The organism is Monashia sp. NPDC004114 (assembly GCF_053603855.1).
Genome location: NZ_JBSGGK010000001.1, coordinates 13,579 through 31,519 on the forward strand (window position 1 = coordinate 13,579; position 17,941 = coordinate 31,519).

The 17,941-nt window shown below is 69.9% G+C and carries 16 protein-coding genes; 7 read left to right on the plus strand and 9 right to left on the minus strand.

What is annotated here, in order from left to right:
- Positions 1-34: 34 nt before the first annotated feature.
- The 6 genes from ACWEOW_RS00065 to ACWEOW_RS00090 form a co-directional block, all read right to left on the minus strand.
- On the minus strand, positions 35-1,312 hold the full coding sequence (locus ACWEOW_RS00065) for an RNA polymerase sigma factor (protein ID WP_452267101.1): 1,278 nt from the start codon (positions 1,310-1,312) through the stop codon (positions 35-37).
- The gene (locus ACWEOW_RS00070) at positions 1,309-1,674 is read right to left on the minus strand and encodes a YciI family protein (RefSeq protein ID WP_452267102.1); all 366 of its coding nucleotides are present in this window, start codon (positions 1,672-1,674) and stop codon (positions 1,309-1,311) included. The genes ACWEOW_RS00065 and ACWEOW_RS00070 overlap by 4 nt, the downstream gene beginning before the upstream one ends.
- 188 nt (positions 1,675-1,862) lie before the next feature.
- Complete coding sequence (locus ACWEOW_RS00075) at positions 1,863-3,086, minus strand: RNA polymerase sigma factor (RefSeq protein WP_452267593.1); 1,224 nt, start codon at positions 3,084-3,086, stop codon at positions 1,863-1,865.
- A gap of 2 nt (positions 3,087-3,088) precedes the next feature.
- Positions 3,089-3,412, minus strand: coding sequence for a YciI family protein (locus ACWEOW_RS00080; protein WP_452267594.1), 324 nt, complete (start codon positions 3,410-3,412; stop codon positions 3,089-3,091).
- 223 nt (positions 3,413-3,635) lie between these two features.
- The gene (locus ACWEOW_RS00085; protein ID WP_452267103.1) at positions 3,636-4,862 is read right to left on the minus strand and encodes a low temperature requirement protein A; all 1,227 of its coding nucleotides are present in this window, start codon (positions 4,860-4,862) and stop codon (positions 3,636-3,638) included.
- Positions 4,863-4,981: 119 nt separating this feature from the next.
- Positions 4,982-5,386 carry a RidA family protein gene (locus tag ACWEOW_RS00090; protein ID WP_452267104.1) on the minus strand — a complete coding sequence of 135 codons (405 nt, stop codon included), beginning with the start codon at positions 5,384-5,386 and terminating at the stop codon, positions 4,982-4,984.
- 167 nt (positions 5,387-5,553) lie between these two features.
- Here ACWEOW_RS00090 and ACWEOW_RS00095 point away from each other — a divergent pair, with 167 nt between their 5' ends.
- Positions 5,554-6,330 (plus strand): class I SAM-dependent methyltransferase, encoded by a 777-nt coding sequence (locus tag ACWEOW_RS00095; protein WP_452267105.1) that lies wholly within the window; start codon positions 5,554-5,556, stop codon positions 6,328-6,330.
- Between the two features lie 182 nt (positions 6,331-6,512).
- Here the strand turns inward: ACWEOW_RS00095 and ACWEOW_RS00100 are convergent, their stop codons facing one another.
- The gene (locus tag ACWEOW_RS00100) at positions 6,513-7,175 is read right to left on the minus strand and encodes a GntR family transcriptional regulator (RefSeq protein ID WP_452267106.1); all 663 of its coding nucleotides are present in this window, start codon (positions 7,173-7,175) and stop codon (positions 6,513-6,515) included.
- A gap of 173 nt (positions 7,176-7,348) precedes the next feature.
- Here ACWEOW_RS00100 and ACWEOW_RS00105 point away from each other — a divergent pair, with 173 nt between their 5' ends.
- The 6 genes from ACWEOW_RS00105 to kynU all read left to right on the plus strand — a co-directional run bounded on the left by ACWEOW_RS00105 (position 7,349) and on the right by kynU (position 14,939).
- Complete coding sequence (locus tag ACWEOW_RS00105) at positions 7,349-8,653, plus strand: amidohydrolase (protein WP_452267107.1); 1,305 nt, start codon at positions 7,349-7,351, stop codon at positions 8,651-8,653.
- 533 nt (positions 8,654-9,186) lie between these two features.
- Positions 9,187-10,788, plus strand: a complete 1,602-nt coding sequence (locus tag ACWEOW_RS00110) for an amidohydrolase family protein (protein ID WP_452267108.1) — start codon at positions 9,187-9,189, stop codon at positions 10,786-10,788.
- A 95-nt stretch (positions 10,789-10,883) separates the two neighbouring features.
- Entirely contained in the window at positions 10,884-11,819 is a 936-nt protein-coding gene (locus ACWEOW_RS00115; RefSeq protein WP_452267109.1) for an ABC transporter substrate-binding protein, read from the plus strand.
- Between the two features lie 2 nt (positions 11,820-11,821).
- Complete coding sequence (locus ACWEOW_RS00120; RefSeq protein ID WP_452267110.1) at positions 11,822-12,727, plus strand: amino acid ABC transporter permease; 906 nt, start codon at positions 11,822-11,824, stop codon at positions 12,725-12,727.
- 98 nt (positions 12,728-12,825) lie between these two features.
- Positions 12,826-13,578, plus strand: coding sequence for an amino acid ABC transporter ATP-binding protein (locus ACWEOW_RS00125; protein WP_452267595.1), 753 nt, complete (start codon positions 12,826-12,828; stop codon positions 13,576-13,578).
- A 62-nt stretch (positions 13,579-13,640) separates the two neighbouring features.
- Positions 13,641-14,939, plus strand: a complete 1,299-nt coding sequence (gene kynU, locus ACWEOW_RS00130) for a kynureninase (protein WP_452267111.1) — start codon at positions 13,641-13,643, stop codon at positions 14,937-14,939.
- Here kynU and ACWEOW_RS00135 read toward each other — a convergent pair.
- Positions 14,932-15,618: a GntR family transcriptional regulator gene (locus tag ACWEOW_RS00135; protein WP_452267112.1), complete on the minus strand. Its 687-nt coding sequence runs from the start codon at positions 15,616-15,618 to the stop codon at positions 14,932-14,934. The genes kynU and ACWEOW_RS00135 overlap by 8 nt on opposite strands.
- A gap of 154 nt (positions 15,619-15,772) precedes the next feature.
- Positions 15,773-17,731, minus strand: coding sequence for a S53 family peptidase (locus tag ACWEOW_RS00140; protein WP_452267113.1), 1,959 nt, complete (start codon positions 17,729-17,731; stop codon positions 15,773-15,775).
- Between the last annotated feature and the right edge of the window lie 210 nt (positions 17,732-17,941).

The following is a 17,941-nucleotide window of genomic DNA, read 5'->3' on the forward strand; positions in this document are numbered from 1 at the left end:
GATGGGTCGAGCTGAGGATCAGTCGAGCTGAGGATCAGTCGAGCTGGTCACGGCGGCGGGTCAGCAAGGCTCGCTCGGCGGTGTTGCCCGCCAGCTCGATGGCTCTGTCGTATGCCGCCCGCGACTCCGTGTCGCGGCCGAGCCGGCGCAGCAGGTCGGCTCGAACCACGAAGTAGGCGTGGTAGTCGACCAGCGCGCTCTGGAGGCGGTCGACGGTCGCGAGAGCGACGTCGGGACCCTCGAGCTCCGCTACCGCAACGGCTCGGTTGAGGGCGACGATCGGCGACGGGTCGAGGCGAACGAGCCGGTCATAGAGGGTCACGATGAGCGACCAGTCGGTGTCGCGGGCGTCGCGGGCCTCGCTGTGCACGGCGTTGATCGCGGCCAGGAGCTGATACGGGCCCGGGGCCTGGCCCGAGGCCATGCGCTCCATCACCAGCCGATGACCCTCGGCTACCAGCGCGGCGTCCCAGGCTCCGCGGTCCTGCTCGTCGAGGGTGACCAGCTCGCCGGCCGGCGAGACGCGGGCGGTGTGACGGGCTTCGATCAGCAGCATCAGCGCCAGCAGGCCGGCCACCTCGCCGTCGTCCGGCAGGAGCTCACGTAGCAGCCGGGCGAGGCGAATGGCCTCGGCGGTCAGGTCGTGTCGCACCGGGTCGGTGTCCGGGCCGCTCGCCAGGTAGCCCTCGTTGAACACGAGATAGAGGACGGCGAGCACGCCGGAGACCCGTCGCGGCAGATCCTCCGCGCTCGGCACTCGGTATGGGATGCGGGCCGCCTTGATCTTCGCCTTCGCACGGGTGATCCGCTGCCCGAGGGTGGCCTCCTGCACCAGGAAGGCGCGGGCGATCTCCGCCACCGTCAGACCGCCGACCAGGCGCAGCGTCAGAGCCACGCGGGCCTCCGGTGCGAGCGCCGGGTGGCAGCAGGTGAAGATCAGTCGAAGCCGCTCGTCTTCCACGGCACCCACCGGATCGGGCTGGACGTCGTTCATCAGCTGGGCCCGTATCTGCTTGTCCTCGCGCTTGGTCTCGCGCCTGATCCGGTCCAGCGCCTTGCGGCGCGCGGTGGTGATGAGCCAGCCACCCGGGTTCGGCGGGACGCCATCGGCCTGCCACCGTTCGACGGCCGTCGCGAAGGCCTCTGCCGCAGCCTCCTCGGCGATGTCGAGATCGCCGAACTGCCTGGCCAGAGCGGCGACCACGCGGGCCCACTCCTCGTGGTGGGCGCGGGTGATCGCCTCACCGCTGTCGGCCGGGCTCGCCGTTCCGGCGCTGCGCTTCGCCGCCGGAACGCCCGCAGGCCCCGTCAAGGAGTCTCCAGCGGCTCGAACGGCCTTCGGAAGCGTCGCACCTCCTGCGGCCAGCCGCAGGCCTGCGCGATTCGTCCCGCCCAGAGACGCGCCACCTCCTCGTCGGCCACATCCACGACGGCGAAGCCGCCCAGGTGTTCTTTGGACTCGGCGAACGGACCGTCGGTGAACAGTGGCCGGCCGCTCGAGGCATCGACACTGAACACCGGCGCCTCGTCGTCCAGGCCGCCGGTGAAGATGAAGACCCCGGCAGCCTTCATCTCGTCCACCAGCGCGCGAACCGTCCTGCCCTTCTCGCGGAGCTGCTCCTCCGTGTGCTCTGGCACCCACTCGCCGTTGAAGGCGATGAGGTACTCGGTCATGGTCTCCTCCTTTGCCGGATGGCCTCCGTGGCCACCCTCTACCCTCTCCACGAACGGCGGCATCCGAATCCGACATCGCGTTCCGGGCTCGGGCTCAGCGGTCGCGTTGAAGGCTAGCGACGCCGGAGCCCTGCGACGCCGCTGAAAACTTGCGACGCCACTGAGAACCACCGACGCCACTGAGAACTTCAGCCCAGCTGGTCGCGACGGCGACTGAGGGCAGCGACCTCGGCCGTGTTGCCCGCGAGTCTGATGGCCTCGTCGTACGCGCCGCGCGCCTCCTGGCTTCGCCCGACGCGGCGAAGCAGGTCCGCGCGCGCCGCATGGAAGGCGTGGTAGCCGGCCAGGCGGTCGCCGAGCCGGTCGACGATCGCCAGGGCGACGTCCGGGCCGTCCAGCTCGGCGACCGCGACGGCCCGGTTGAGCGCGATGATCGGCGACGGGTCGAGGCGGACGAGCTGGTCGTAGAGCGCGACGACCTGCGACCAGTCGGTATCCCGGACGTCACGGGCCGAGGTGTGCACCGCGTTGATCGCGGCCAGGATCTGGTAGCGCCCCGGAGCAGCCCCGGTGGCCAGCCGCTCGCGCACCAGCCGGTGCCCCTCCTCGACCAACGCCGCGTCCCACGCCCCGCGGTCCTGCTCGTCGAGGGCCACCAGCTCTCCGGTCGCCGAGACGCGAGCACACCGACGGGCCTCGGTGAGCAGCATCAGTGCGAGCAGCCCGGCCACCTCACCGTCCCCCGGCAGGAGGGCTCGGACCAGGCGGGTCAGCCGGATCGCTTCGGCCGTCAGGTCGTGGCGAACCGGATCGGCGTCGGGTCCGGTCGCCAGGTAGCCCTCGTTGAAGACGAGGAAGAGCACGGCGAGCACGCCGGCGACGCGAGCCGGGAGCTCCTCCGCGGACGGCACGAGGTAGGGGATGCGCGCCGCCTTGATCTTGCCCTTGGCTCGCGTGATCCGCCGGCGCATGGCCGCGTCCTGGACCAGGAACGCCCGCGCGATCTCGGTGACGGTCAGCCCGCCGACCATGCGCAGGGTCAGCGCCACCCGCGTGTCCATCGCGAGCGCCGGGTGGCAGCACGTGAAGAAGAGACGGAGGCGATCGTCGTCGAGGGCGCCGCGGGGCTCGGGCCGCTCGTCGGACAGCATCTGAGCCTCCTTGTGCTTGTCGTCCCGCTTGCTCTCGCGCCGGATCCGGTCGATGGCCTTGCGGTTGGCGGTCATCGTCAGCCAGGCACCGGGGTTGGGAGGTATGCCGTGGCTGGGCCACCGCTCCACGGCGGTCGCGAACGCCTCGGCGGCCGCCTCCTCCGCGATGTCGAGGTCACCGAACCGCCTGGTCAGAGCCGCGACCACCCGAGCCCACTCGTCGCGGTGGGCCTGGGTGATCGCCGCCCGGGCGTCGGCCACGCTCACTGGAACGGGCGCACCTCGACCTTGCGGTTGCAGGCTCTCGATCCCTCGGCGGCGAGCTTGAGCGCGACGTCGAGGTCGGTGGCCTCGATGATCCAGAAGCCGACGAGGTACTCCTTCGTCTCCACGAAGGGGCCGTCGGTGAAGATCGCCTGACCGTCACGGTTGTCGATGACCGTGGCCGTGCTCGGTGCCCCGAGGCCACCGGCGAAGACCCAGTGGCCCGCGGCCTGGAGCCCCTCGTTGAACTCGTCGATGGCGGCCATCTCGCTGGAGGTCGCGGAGCCGGTGAGGTCGTCGATCACGGAAACCAGGTACTGCATCTCGGTCATCTCCTGTGGTTTCGGGGCCGCCGTCGTGGTGGCCGCTCACCCCTTCTACGAACACGAGCGCCCCGATCGGACACCCCTGCCAGGAATCTTCTCAGGACGTCCACCTGGCCCTGCCGGCCTTCCTGCTGACTTCCTGGCTCCCGCCGGCTCGCGCTCTCACACCGGAGAAGTCGCGTATGCCGCTCCCGCTCGCCGGCGGGTCAGCCGAGTGTGCCTAGCCGGCGTGGGACTGCTCCTGGCCCCACGCGTTGGCGCGCAGGAACCGGCGAACGGCGAAGACCCACAGCACGCAGAGGATCGCCACGAGCAGCAGCGCCAGCAGCCAGGGCGCGGGCCGGGTCCAACCGACCACCAGCGCCGCGGCCGCCCCGGCCCACATGGCCCTGCTCACCGGCTGGTAGACGGCGGACAGCAGCCGTGCGTCCACGAGCGTCCGCTCGGTGACGGACAGCGCGAGCAGCCCGACGGCGACGGCCCCGGCCAGCAGCCAGGCGCTGCTCGCCGGTGTGCGGGGCTCGTGTGCGTGCTCGATGAGGCTGACCATCGCCGCGCCGGCACCGGCGACCGACAGTGTGATGGGCAGGTGGCTGAGCAGCCAGCTCGCGATGGCGGGACCCTCGTCCCGGGGCAACCGGCGGCCGACGAGGTCGAAGTAGATCCACCACAGGCCCAGACCGATCCACAAGGCGATCAGCCCCGTGGTGATCGTCTTGACGTCGTGCTCTGCGGACGACGTCCCGTTGACGACGCCGAACACGACCTCGCCGAGAACGATGATGGTGAACAGCCCGAACCGCTCGACGAGCGACTCGGTGGGCGGCATGCCGCGGTTGAGGCTCACCGTCGCTCGACCGAACGCGAACATGAACGCGCACCACACGAGGACGAATGCCGCCCAGACGAGCATCCGGGGTCCGGCGGGCAGGAAGGCGCTGCCGAGGATCACGACGACCGCGACGCTCATGCCGGTCACGTAGCGACCCGTCTCACCGACGTACTCGGGTCGGTCGCGGCGCTCCTCACGCCGCACCGTGGCGTACAGCCAGGTCACGACGGCCAGGAAGACGGCATACACCAGGGCGAAGGCCGGACCGCTCTCGTCCGATGCGTGGCCGGTGAAGACCGCCAGCAGCGCCAGGATGGTCATCTGAGCGAAGACGACGCTGCGGGTGCGTCCGTCGTCGCGACCGTGGATCTCGATGTAGAGCGAGCCGTTGATCCACGCCACCCAGATCAGGCCGAACACGACGGCGAACTGCGCGACGGCCGCACCCGAGACATGCTCGGCGAGGTGGTGCGCCGCCTGGGAGATGACGGCGACGTAGACGAGGTCGTAGAAGAGCTCGAGGAAGCTCACCGTACGGTCGGCGACGGTGTCCCCATGAGGCCGCGGCGGACGCCAGAACCACCGCTTGAAGGCACCCGGAGTCTCGCTCGGCATGGCGAAAGGGTAGCGGCGCCAAGTCAGCCCGGGGCCCGTGGAGGCTGAGCCGTCAGCAGATGCTGAGCCGTCAGAAGATGCTGAGCCGTCAGAAGATGCCCAGCGATGAGCAGGTGCGGTCAGGCGTCACCGATCGCTGCGATGGCGCTGACCTCGAGGAGCGCTCCAGGCACGCCCAGACCGGCGACCCGCGCTGCGGTCACGAGGGGCGGCGCGCCAGCGCGCGCCAGCCGCGGGGCGATCGCCCCGTAGGCAGCACCGAGGTCGGCGTCCGCCGAGATGAGCACCGTCCAGGAGACGACGTCGCCAAGGGTCGCCCCGGCGGCACCGAGGGCGGTCTCGACGTTGTCGATGGCCCGCACCGCTTGGGCCGAGACGTCATCGCTCGCAACGACTTTGCCGCTCTCGTCCACACCGTTCTGGCCACCCACGTAGATCGTCGTCGCGCCGGGCGGGATGACGACGGCATGGCTGAACGCCGGGCTCCGCACGAGACCTTCGGGCTGTAGGTATCTGATCTCCACCCTCGAAGGCTGCCACGTCGCACCGACAGCGCGGCGACCAGCGAGTGAAGCGACCAGCCTCGATCGCCGCCCACCGAAGCCTGTGGATACGAAGTTGAGGCATCACGATGGTTCTGATCTCATTGCAGCAGTTGAGGTTTCGTCCACCGACGCGAATCGGAGCACGCATGGAACAGGACACGCGCGGTCATCAGGCAACGTCGTTCGGCACGGTGGCAGCGGCATACGCGGAGCATCGCCCGGACTACGCGCGCGCCGCGGCACGCTGGGCGCTCGAGGCCGCGCCCGGCGCCCGGGTGCTCGACCTCGGCGCCGGCACCGGAAAGCTGACTGGCACGCTGGTCGCGCTCGACGCGGACGTCGTCGCGGTCGAGCCCGACCCGGCCATGTTGGCGCAGCTGCGCGCCGCCTGGCCGTCCGTCCGAGCCCTGCCCGGGCGCGCCGAGGCGATACCGCTGCCCGATGCGTCTGTCGACGCAGTGCTCGCCGGCAACGCCTTGCACTGGTTCGACATGGCGGTCGCCGGGCCAGAGGTGGCCAGGGTCCTGGCGCCCGGGGGCATTCTCGCGGGCCTCTGGAACGTCCTGGACGACCGCGTCGGCTGGGTCGCCGGACTCGAGCGGGTCAGCGGGCCCGCCGCCATCGGCCCTCGAGACACCCTCAGCAGCTGGCGCGCCGCGACCGCAGACCTGCACCTCCCCCGGCACGGCGAAGAGTGGTTCGGCTCGCCGGAGCAGGCCGAGTTCCCCCATGGTCAGCGACGCACCGCGGACTCTCTCGTCGAGACGCTCGCGACGCGCGCGGGGATGCTGGTCATGCCACCGCCGGAACGTGAGGCCACGCTCGGCCGGATCCGCGCCTTCCTCGGCAGTACACCGGAGACCGCGAGCGGTGAGTTCACCCTCCCGATGCTGACCGGCGTCCTGCGCATCCGGCACCGCTGAGCGCCCGCGGCACCTGGCACCGACCGGACCGTCCGCGGACAGGCCTTGCCAGGTCGCCCCGTCTGCCTCTAGCCTCAGTCTTGCTTGCTCGTGACGACCGTCACGAATGTGTAAGACATCGAGAGCTCAACCCAGTGGAGAGATCAAACCCAGTGGAGCCATCCGTCCCGGAGACGCCATTGCTACCTGCCGAAGTGCGCCATGGTCACCGCAGTGGCCGACTGCAGGTGCGCCCGCGACAGCGCCTCGGCACCTTCCGGGTCGCGGGCCAGGATCGCGTCGAGGATCCGCGCATGCTCGTCGACGTGGTCGCGCTGCAGCTGGGGCGTGGTTCGGAAGAGCCGGCGCAGCTGGCTGTGCAGACCGACGATGCTCGACAAGAGCAGCGGGTTGCCGCTGGCCTGACCCACCGCCTCGTGGAAGGCCAGGTTGGCCGCCGACGCCCCACGAGAGTCGCGCTCGTCGAGCAGCTCCCGCGACAGCGTCAGGGTCGACCGCAGCCGGTCGGCGTCGCGATCCGTATGCCGCAGCGCCGCCAGCCGGGCGGCCAGGCCTTCGAGCGGCTCCCGCAGCTCGAGGAGGTTGCGCACCTCGTCACGGCCGAAGGGCGTCACCGCTGCGCCACGACGGGCGTTCAGCGTGACCAGGCCCTCGACGGCGAGCGTCTGGAAGGCCTCCCGGATCGTAATCCGCGACACCTCCAGCTCGTCCGACAGGTCGCGCTCGACCAGCCGCTGCTCCGGGGGCAGGTCGCCGTCGATGATCCGTTCGCGGAGGTTGTCCGCCACCTCGTCCCGGAGTGAGCGGAACCTCGATCCGAGGGTCGTGCCTGCTTCGAGCGCCATCACCAGCTCTCTTTCGCTGTTGTAGGTCGTTGCACGTCATTTCCTGATCCCGCCACCTGATCCCAGCACCCGATCCCAGCACCTGATCCAAGCACCCGGTCCAAGCACCTGATCCCAGCACCTGCAGTCTGATGAATATGGTCTACCATAGTCCAAATCCCATGGAGGGACACATGTCCGACAGCCCGTACCGCGGCTCGCTCGTCGTCCGCAACGTACGCCTCGTCCACAGAGAGCCACCCGTCGACGTCCACATCGAGGACGGTGTGATCGAAGCAGTCGTCCCCGCCGCGGGGGGACCGATCCCGCCCGACCGTGCGGACGGAGTCGAAGAAGGACATGGCTCACTCATCCTGCCCGGCATGATCGACGCACACTGCCACCTCGACAAGACGTTGTGGGGACGGCCGTGGGTGCCACACTCGGCGGGGCCGGCGCTTGCTGATCGGATCGCCAATGGTGAGGGCCGGCGCGAGGAGCTCGGACTGCCGGGTCGTGACGCCGTCGCGGCGCTCGCCCTGCAGATGGTCGCGTGCGGCACGACGGCGGTGCGGACCCACACCGACGTCGACCCGGAGATCGGCCTGGCGGGCCTCGAGCTGGTCCGTGATGTCGCGGCCGAGCTCAGCGGCACACTCGACATCGAGCAGGTGGCGTTTCCCCAAGGTGGCCTGCTGACCCGCCCGGGCACGGCAGAGCTGCTCGAAGCCGCACTCCAGGCAGGGCTCGCCCAGTGCATCGGCGGGATCGACCCCTCGGCCGTCGAGCGCGATGCGGTGCGACACCTCGACCTCGTCTTCGGCCTCGCCGAGAAGTACGGCGCCAAGGTCGACATCCACCTGCACGAACGCGGCACGCTCGGCGCGTACGCGATGGAGCTGGTCATCGAGCGCACGCGTCAACACGGGCTGCAGGGTCGGGTCGCGCTGTCGCATGCGGTCGCGATCGCGGAGATCGACCAAGCCCAGGCGAACCGGATCGCGCAGGGACTCGCGCAGGAGCAGATCTCTCTCGTGACTGCGACGGTCTACAACACTCCCGTGCTGCCGATCGAGCGCCTCGCGCAGCGGGGTGTCAACGTCGCCGCCGGAAACGACGGCATCCGGGACCTCTGGGGTCCGTACGGCACCGGCGACATGCTCGAGCGGACCTTCCACCTGGCTTATCGGAGCGGCTTTCGCACCGACGACCAGATCGCCAGCGCCTTCGACGTCGCCGTGCGCGGCGGCGCCGTCGCGCTCGGCCGCGAGATCCACGGGATCGAGCCGGGCCGTCCGGCCGACTTCTTCCTCGTCGACGCGGCGAGCCTTGGTGAGGCCGTGGCCACCCGGCCGGTGCGCCGGCTCGTCGTCAAGGGCGGCGTCGTCGTTGCGCGCGACGGCGCAGCGACCGCCCCGCGGAATGCCGCTCCGGTCACGAGCCGGTCGGACGCCCCCACCCGCCCCATGGCCTACGTCCCCCAGCCCTCGGTCGAGTGAGCGCCCCGCCCCACCCGCCCCATCCGTATGCCGCCACACCCCGCAACCCCCCGGTCGAGTGGCCGCCCCGCCCCACCCGCCCCATCCGTATGCCGCCCACACCGCGTCGAGTGGCCGCCCCGCCCCACCAGCCCCATCCGTATGCCGCCCACACCAACGTCGAGTGGGCGCTCCGTCACACCAGCCCCATCCGTATGCCGCCCACACCGCGTCGAGTGGCCGCCCCGCCCCACCCGCCCCATCCGTATGCCGCCCACACCGCATCGAGTGGGCGCTCCGTCACACCAGCCCCATCCGTCTGCCGCCCACACAGCGTCGAGTGGGCGCTCCGTCACACCGGTCACCTGTGCCCCACAGGTCACGTGAAGGGTGTGACGGAGCGCCCACTCGACTAAGGCCTCCCGCGGCCCAGGTCCCACAGCACCCACAGCCCAAACCCAACAAGTAGTCCGTTATGAAGTCATTTGGCCCGTTGTTGTGGTCGATGGTCGACCATATACTTACTGCCACGCTCACCTCAGAAAGGGATCACCGTGACCATTGACAGCCAGGCCGTCGCGCTGGCGGAGCACGTGCAGGAGCGCGCCCGTCGATCAGAGGCCCTGCGCGAGCTCCGTCGTCCGGAGGCCCGCCGACGCCCGTCCGAGCCCCTCGTCCTGTCGCCGAGCTGGGTCCTCACCGAGGGTCCGGATGACGAGCTCACGCTGCTTCGCGACCACGAGGTCGTCGTGGTCGACGACGTCATCGCCGAGGTGCGCCCGCAGCGCGGCTCCACGGACCAGCGCATCGAGCTCTCCGGCCAGCTGCTCCTGCCGGGCCTGATCTCGATGCACAGCCACGTGGCCGGCGGCCTCGTCACGAGGGGCTACGTCGAGGGCAACCTCACGCCGATGAGCAAGGTCCCCGAGCAGCGTCAGGGACGGCAGTTCCTCCACGCGATGGTCATGCTCGACGACCTGTCGACCGAGGACCTCGACGTGATGACGGCAGTGAACTTCGTCGAGATCCTGCGCGGCGGGTGCACGACGCAGGTCGAGATGTCCAAGAGCCTCTACGCCATGCAGTCCTACGTGCGGGTCGCGCGTGAGCTGGGCGTCCGCGGCTACCCGTCCGGCGCCGTCCCGGGGATGAAGCGGATCCTGCCGATCTGGAAGCGAGGCACCGACGACTCGGTCCTGTTCGACTCCGTCCCGGACACCCTGGCCGAGATCGCCGCGAACCTCGCCTACGCACGGACGATCAACGGCGTCGACGACGGCCGGATCCGTCCGATGATGGCCCCGGCGACGAACGTCGTGCACACGCCCGAGACCTACCTCGCGATGAAGGAAGCGGCGCGCGAGCTGCACGGCCTGCACATCCACCTGCAGTCGGGCTACGGCCGGGCGCCCCAGCCCGACACTGTCGCCCTCAACCGGCTGTGGGGTCATGACGAGGTGCCGTGGCTCGAGAGCCTCGGCATCTTCGACGGCTCGGTCCGGGTGTTCGGTGCCCACCTGCTCGGCATCGACTTCGCCCGCGACCTGCCGATCCTCGCGAACGAGCACTTCACGTTCGCCAACTGCCCATCCGGCACGGGCGCCGGGGTCACCCCGGCGCAGTGGCCATGGCCCGAGGCTCTCGGCGCCGGGGTGAACTCCGGGCTGGGGCTCGACACGCACTCGAACGACTACATCGAGAACCTCAAGCTGGCCGTGATCTACGGCCGCATCCGAGCGGACTTCCTCGGCGACACCACCCCCGTCCCGATGGTCCGCCCCTCGGTCCACACCGCGATCGAGGCCGCGACCCGCAACGCCGCACGAGGCCTGGGCCGAGCCGATCTCGGCCGCATCCGCGCCGGCGCCAAGGCCGACCTCACGAGCATCGACGTGAGCGGCCTGCTCGTCGGTGTCGGGACGGCCCCGCGGGAGCCGCTCAACCACCTGCTCTACGCCAACGGGCTCTCCGTCCGCAACGTCATGACCGACGGGCACTGGCAGGTCCGCGACGGCATCGCGATGGACATCGACGAGGCCCGGCTACTCACCCGCGCCGGCGAGATCGTCACGCGCATGTGGGACGCCATGGAGGCCGCCGGCGTGTTCGTCGACCAGCCCGAGGAGGACTACGTCCCGGCCGCCCAGTGCGGCTGACCCGGCATACCCCCTCGTCTCCCAACACCACAACCCGAACGTCCAGGTCCGGCGCCGCGCCCGCGGCCCGGCTAGCCGAGAGGCAGACACACAGCATGACCATCCACAACTCCCTCAAGCTGACCCGCCGCACCATCGCCGTGACCGCCGTATGCGGCGTGGCCCTGCTCGGGGCAGCGGCCTGCGGCGTCAACGAGCCGCCGACCTCGTCGTCCACGGCCACCGCCCGGAGCGGGTTCGACGAGACCGCTCCACTGGCCAAGCTGGTGCCCCAGAAGTTCCGGGACAAGGGCTACCTCGCGGTCGGCACGCAGCCCGACTTCGAGCCGGCCAACTTCACCCCCATCGGCGAGACCGGCATCAAGGGGTTCAACGTCGACCTCATGGAGGCGATGGCAGCCAAGCTCGGACTTCCGGTCACCTGGCAGAAGGTGCCCTTCGACCAGCTCCTCATCGGCATGCAGAGCGGCAAGTTCGACGCCGCCATCGCCGGGATGACCGACCGGAAGAAGCGCCAGGAGCAGGTCGACTTCCTCGACTACCAGTACGCCGGGACCGTGTTCATGGTCGCCAAGGGCAACCCGAAGGGGATCACCAGCGCGGTCGACGGTGGCTGCGGCATAAAGATCGGCGACGTCAAGGGCAGCGACGCCCAGCGACTCGTCGACCTCATGGCCGCGGCCTGCACCAAGGAAGGCAAGCCGCCGACGCAGCTCATCTCGTTCCCCAACAGCAGCGACAAGAACCTCGCGCTGACCTCGGGCCGCGTCGACGCGATCTTCTGGCCCGACATGGCGGTCTCGGTCATCCAGCGCGAGACCGGCAACAAGCTCGACTCGCTCCCGGTCGACTTCGAGCAGAAGGTGTTCCTCGGGGCGACGTTCAACAAGAACGACCCGGCCCTGCGCGACGCGTTCCTCGCTGCCCTCAAGGCGATCCACGAGGACGGCACCTACGCGAGCATCCTCAAGAAGTGGGACGTCGAGGTCATCAACCTGCCCACTCCCGGCATCAACCTGGCGACGAGCTGACCATGCAGACGCTCGTGCAGCCCAGCGAGAGGCATTTCGTGCGCGGGCCGGCCGAGATCGACGAGCCGGCGTCCGCGCCCGTCCGGGCGCGGCGCCGGCGGCGGTACGGGCAGCTCGTCACCGCAGTGGTCGCCCTCGCGGTGATGGCGTGGTTCGTCTCGTCGCAGTGGTCGAACCCCAACATGGACTGGTCGGTCACCGCGCAGTACATGTTCCACCCGACGATCCTTCGAGGCGTCGGCGTCACGATCCAGCTGTCCATCCTGAGCATGCTCATCTCGATCGTGCTCGCCTTCTTCGTCGCCCTGATGATCCAGAGCGACAACCGGGTGGCCAGCACGCTCGGACGGGTCTACGTGTGGCTGTTCCGCGGCGTGCCGATGCTCGTCCAGGTGCTCCTCTGGTACAACCTCGCGGTGCTCTTCCCGACGATCCTCGGCCGGGACACGAACACGCTGATCTCCGGCTTCACCGCCGGGCTGTGCGCCCTCTCGCTCGCCGAGTCGGGCTACATGGCCGAGATCATCCGCGGCGGGCTGATCTCGGTCCCGCCGGGGCAGACCGACGCGGGGGTCAGCCTCGGCCTCACCCGGAGCCAGGCGCTGCGACGGATCGTGCTGCCCCAGAGCATCCGCGTGATCATCCCGCCGACCGGCAACCAGTTCATCGGGCTGCTCAAGGCCAGCTCGCTCGTGTCCGTGATCGGCGGCAGCGACCTGCTCACCCGCGCCCAGCTCATCTACGGGCAGAACTTCAAGATCCTGCCGCTGCTCGTCGTGGCGACGCTCTGGTACCTCATCCTCGTCACCATCGCGAGCATCGGGCAGTACTTCCTCGAGAAGCGGCTCAACGTGTCCCAGCCGGGCAGCCGGCGCGCGCGACGCCCCGTCACCGGAGGTTCGTCATGACCACGACACCGGCCACGACACCGGCCACGACACCGGCCACGACACCGGCCACGACACCCGTCACGACACCGTCTGCCGGGCAGGCCACCGCAGGGACGATGCTCCGCGTCGAGGGCGTGCAGAAGTGGCTCGGCGCCAACCATGTGCTCCGCGGCGTCGACCTCACGGTAAGCACCGGCGAGATCGTCTGCATCCTCGGTCCGTCCGGCTCGGGCAAGAGCACCCTGCTGCGCTGCATCAACCACCTCGACCCCGTCGACGGCGGCGTCGTCGAGGTCGCGGGCGAGCGGGTCGGCTACGAGCTGCGGTCGGACGAGCTCTACGAGCAGCGCGAGCGCGACGTCGCCAGGGCCCGGCAGCAGATCGGCATGGTGTTCCAGCACTTCAACCTGTTCGGCCACATGACGGTGCTGCAGAACGTCGTCTACGGACCCGTCAAGATCCTCGGGCGACCGCGCAAGCAGGCCGTCGCGGAGGCCGAGGACCTGCTGCGCAAGGTGGGCATGGGAGACAAGTCGGCGGCATACCCGAGCCAGCTCTCCGGAGGCCAGCAGCAGAGAGTGGCCATCGCCCGGGCGCTGGCCATGGGCCCGGCGCTGATGATGTTCGACGAGCCCACGAGCGCGCTCGACCCCGAGCTCGTCGGCGAGGTGCTCACCGTGATGAAGCAGGTGGCCGAAGAGGGCATGACGATGCTCGTCGTGACGCACGAGATCGGGTTCGCCCGAGAGGTCGCCGACCGCGTCGTCTTCATGGACGGGGGCCGGGTGCTCGAGGACGGGCCCGCGCGCGACGTGCTCGACAACCCCCAGCACGAGCGGACCGCGAGCTTCCTGGGGAGGGTGCGGTGATCCCACACGCCGCCCCTCCTCAGGTCGACCCGGCCCTCGTGAAGCCGGGACGGAGCCACCGGTTGACGAGGGACGACTGCGTCCGGCTCGACGAGCAGGACCCGCTCGCGGCGTTCCGTGAGCGGTTCGACCTGCCGGACGGCGTCATCTACCTCGACGGCAACTCGCTCGGTGCCCTCCCCCGCCACACGGCCGCCCGCGTCGCCGACCTCGTCGAGCGGGAGTGGGGCCAGGGCCTCATCGGCAGCTGGAACTCCGCCGGCTGGTTCGCCAAGCCCGGCGCGCTCGGCGACCGCATCGCGCCTCTCATCGGCGCGAGTGCGGGTGAGGTCGTGGTCGGCGAGTCGACATCGAGCAGCCTGTTCCAGGTGGTCGTCGCAGCGGCCCGGCTGCGGCCGGGCCGGTCGGTCATCGTGTCCGAACGCGCCAGCTTCCCCACCGACCTCTACGTCATCGAGGCGGTCCAAGAGCTGCTGGGCCTCGAGCGCCGGCTCGTCGACGACGGGCCGGCCTTCGATGACAGGCCGGCCTTCGATGACGTCCTCGACGACGTTCTCGATGACGTTCTCGATGACGTTCTCGATGACGACGTGGCCGTCGTCGTGCTGACGCACGTCGACTACCGCACCGGCCGGATGCACGACCTCGAGGCCGTGACCCGGAAGGTCCACGAGGCCGGCGCCCTCATGGTGTGGGACCTGTGCCACAGCGTCGGCGCGGTGCCGGTTGACCTCGGCGCCGCCGGCGCCCGCTTCGCTGTCGGGTGCACGTACAAGTACCTCAACGGCGGGCCCGGCTCCCCGTCGTTCCTGTATGCCGCCGCGGACGTCCAGCACGCCGCGCGCCCTGCCGTGACGGGCTGGAACGGACACGCCCGTCCGTTCGACTTCGTCGTGCCGTACTCCCCGGCCGACGGTGTCACCCGCTTCCGTGTCGGCACACCCGCCTTGCTGTCGATGGCCGGGCTGGAGGCGAGCCTCGACGTGTGGGCCGATGTCGACCTGTCCCTCGTCCGGGCCAAGAGCCTGGCTCTCACGGACCTGTTCATCGAGCTCGTCGATACCGCGCTGCGCGACCTCGGCGTCGAGGTGGTCACCCCTCGCGAGCACGCCCGGCGTGGCAGCCAGGTGTCCCTGCGGACCGAGCACGCCTGGGCCAAGATGCAGGCGCTGATCGAGCGGGGCGTCGTCGGCGACTTCCGGGCGCCGGACCTCATGCGCTTCGGGTTCACGCCGCTCTACACGAGGTACACCGACGTGTGGGACGCCGTGGGCGTGATCGCGGACGTCCTCGCGGGCGGCACCTGGCGGCAGGCCCGTTTCGCCGAGTCGCGGCTCTCCGCGTCAGGTGTGGTCACGTGAGCTGCTGGCGGGCCGAGAGCAGCCGAAGACAGACGTCGCGGCTCGTGCGGACATGCCTGAGTGAGACCTCTTGCGCCACAACGACATCGCCGCTCGCGACAGCCCGATAGATCTCCTCGTGCTCGTCGTGGAAGGTGCTCGGGTCGTCGTTCTGCCGCAGGAGCCAGTGGAGCCGGCCCTCCAAGGGCTCGAGGATCGAGGCGAGCAGGTCGTTGTGCGCCATCGCGGTGATCTGGTCGTGGAAGGCCTGGTTGCAGCGCCCGACCTCCAGCACGTCGGAGGCACGGATCGCCGCTGCGGACTGGTCGAGGATCTCCCGCAGCCGTCGCAGCTCGGCCTGGTCCGTGCCCTCGGTCGCCAGCCGGACCGCCAGCACCTCCAGGGCTTCTCGCACGTTGAAGAGCTCCCGAACGTCGTGCTCCGACATCGCCGTGACGAAGACCCCCTTGCGCGGGACCTCGGTGACGAAGCCTTCGCCCCGGAGCTGGACGAGCGCGTCACGCACCGGCACGCGCGAGACCCCGAGCTCTTCGGCCAGGACCCGCTCGACGAGGCGCTGCCCGGGCTCGAGAGTCCCGTTCACGATGCGGTCGCGCAGCTCGTCCGCCACCTCGTCGCGCAGCGAACGATGGGCGGCCCCCAACGTCGGGGCTGCCAGGTCGGTCCGGTCCGCGGGCACGGGGTCAGGTTATCCACTCGACTCCACGAGACGGCATACCTTCGGGTCGAGCGGCCGGACCCGGCTTCTTGGCCGGCGCGGAACGGGCGCGAGCGGGCCCGGCCGTGATGGCCGGGCCCGCTCGCGTTGCTGCGGCATACCTCTGTGGTGACGGTCAGCCCGTGTAGCCGACCACCGCGTTGAACCACGCCGACCCGTTGGGCGAGCCGACACCGGTGATGTCGTCGTAGCCGTTGGCGACGTGGATCGTGAGGTTCTGGTCCTGGTCGAAGGTGCGCAGGACGTAGGCGAGGCCGTTCTTGTCGTTCTCGCTGTTGACGTAGTTGACGCGCACCGTGCCCGGGTACGTGGCGAGGTCGTTCTTCGTCACGTCGTAGGCCGAGCTGCGCGCGGCGTACAGGGCGGGGTTGGCCAGGCCGTAGTCGTGACCGGCTGCCTTGACCACGAGGGCGAAGATGCCCGCGTAGATCGGGGACGCGAGGCTCGTGCCACCGATGCGGTACTCGTCGTAGTACACCCCGTCCGAGAACTGCTGCGTCTCGCCGACGAGCATGCCCGTGTTCGGATCGGCGATAGCCGAGACGTCCGGCACGACGCGCATCTTCTGGCTGCGGCCCCCGCTGGTCTGGCCGAGGGCCAGAGCGTCAGGAACGACACCCTTCTGCCAGTCCGGCTGGGTGAAGATCCGGGACGTGCCGCCACCAGCTCCGTAGAGGTAGCTGGCCGACGGGAACGAGCCGTTCTTGAGGGTGGATGTGCCACTCTGCCAGCCCAGCTCGAAGACCCGGCTGTTGTCCTGCCCGACGCCGATCGACGTGCCACCCACGGCCGTGACGAACGGGCTCGAGGCGGGCCAGTCCGGCGTGGCGGCCGCCGCGGCGGCGGGGTTGCCGCCGGTCTCGTCGCCGTTGTCGCCCGAGGAGAAGAACAGCGAGATGCCCTCGGCGGCAGCCTGGATCTGGGTGTCGAGCTGCGGCTTGATGTAGCCGGTCGGGAGCGCCTCGCCGCCGTAGCCGTAGGAGTTGCTGACGATGTCGGCGAGGTGCCCGTCCACGACCTTGTTCATGATCGCGTCGAGGTCGCGGTAGTTGTTCGGCGCACCGATGTAGGTGATGTTCGCACCCGGAGCCATGGTGTGGACCGCCTCGATGTCGAGGGTCTCCTCGCCCGCCCAACCGGTCGGGTCCTGCTTGTTGTTGGTGGCCCGGTTGTAGGTGCCGGGCGCCACGACCTGGGTGAACTGGCCCGGCTTGAGCGTCGGCAGGTGGTGCCGGGTCGAGTAGGTGTTGACGTCCGACTCGATCGTCGGCGACGCGTAGGCGTCGATGATGCCGACCGTGACGCCCTCGCCGGAGTTGCCGCCGGCGATGACCTTGTCGACGCCGTAGACGCCCTGCAGCTGCGCGCCGCTGTACCCGCACGGGGCGTACCCGTAGTTCGGGCTGGCCGGCACGCCGGTCTGGGGCGTGTTGGCCGTCGTCTTCTCACCCCAGTAGCTGGAGCACGGCTGTGCGTTGCGGAACCCGGCCGGCGCAGGGAGCTTGAGGGCGGGCTCCGCGAGCGTCTGCGACTCGTCGAGCCCGAGGACGCCCTCGACCCGTCCGAGGCTGGCCGGGATGGTCAGCGCGCTCGAGTTGGCCCGCACGTTGTGGCCCTGCACCGAGTACTGCGAGAAGGTCGTCTTGAACGCCGCAGCGGTCTGCGCCACTGAACCGGTCGCCTCGACGTACTTGCGGTTGGCCGGCACGGCCCCCACGGTGAAGCCCTGGCTCCTGAGCCAGCTCGACACGCTGTCGACGCTGGTCTGGCTCGGAGAGAACTTCGCGCGGAACTGGGCCGGGGTGAGGAAGTGCCCGAACAGCGAGCTGCCCTTGGTGGACACGGCGTTGGCGTATGCCGCAGCAGCCGCGGGGTCGCTGTAGTCGAGGTAGACGCGGAACGTCACCGTCGTCGAGCTGTTGCTCGAGCCGGTTCGGTGAGCCGCGTTGGCCCACGAGGGAACACTTCCGGGCAGCGTTTTGGTGGCAGGGGCGGCGGATGCGGCCCCAACGGTCGCGGCGGCGATGGCCGCCACACCCGCGAACGCTGCCGCGGATCGGATGAGTCGAGACAAAGGTGATGCCTTCCAGATCATGGCGACGTACCGGCGAGACGCACGGCCCCCTCACTCAACGCGGATCAGGGACATCTCACCCATGACATTTGTCATGAGGTCAAAACGGCCGGACGCGAAGGTGTGGAGCAGCAGTCGAGATGCCGCGAGATCTGTTGTGTCTGCCGCCGTTCGCTGCGGTTTGGCCGCTGTCGTCGGTTCGAGGCCGCA

Coding starts and splice junctions, on each gene's coding strand:
- ACWEOW_RS00120 (WP_452267110.1), top strand. CDS start 11,822: ATGCAGACGCTCGTGCAGCCCAGCGAGAGGCATTTCGTGCGCGGGCCG.
- ACWEOW_RS00080 (WP_452267594.1), bottom strand. CDS start 3,412: ATGCAGTACCTGGTTTCCGTGATCGACGACCTCACCGGCTCCGCGACC.
- ACWEOW_RS00095 (WP_452267105.1), top strand. CDS start 5,554: ATGGAACAGGACACGCGCGGTCATCAGGCAACGTCGTTCGGCACGGTG.
- ACWEOW_RS00125 (WP_452267595.1), top strand. CDS start 12,826: ATGCTCCGCGTCGAGGGCGTGCAGAAGTGGCTCGGCGCCAACCATGTG.
- ACWEOW_RS00115 (WP_452267109.1), top strand. CDS start 10,884: ATGACCATCCACAACTCCCTCAAGCTGACCCGCCGCACCATCGCCGTG.
- ACWEOW_RS00070 (WP_452267102.1), bottom strand. CDS start 1,674: ATGACCGAGTACCTCATCGCCTTCAACGGCGAGTGGGTGCCAGAGCAC.
- ACWEOW_RS00100 (WP_452267106.1), bottom strand. CDS start 7,175: ATGGCGCTCGAAGCAGGCACGACCCTCGGATCGAGGTTCCGCTCACTC.
- ACWEOW_RS00085 (WP_452267103.1), bottom strand. CDS start 4,862: ATGCCGAGCGAGACTCCGGGTGCCTTCAAGCGGTGGTTCTGGCGTCCG.
- ACWEOW_RS00105 (WP_452267107.1), top strand. CDS start 7,349: ATGTCCGACAGCCCGTACCGCGGCTCGCTCGTCGTCCGCAACGTACGC.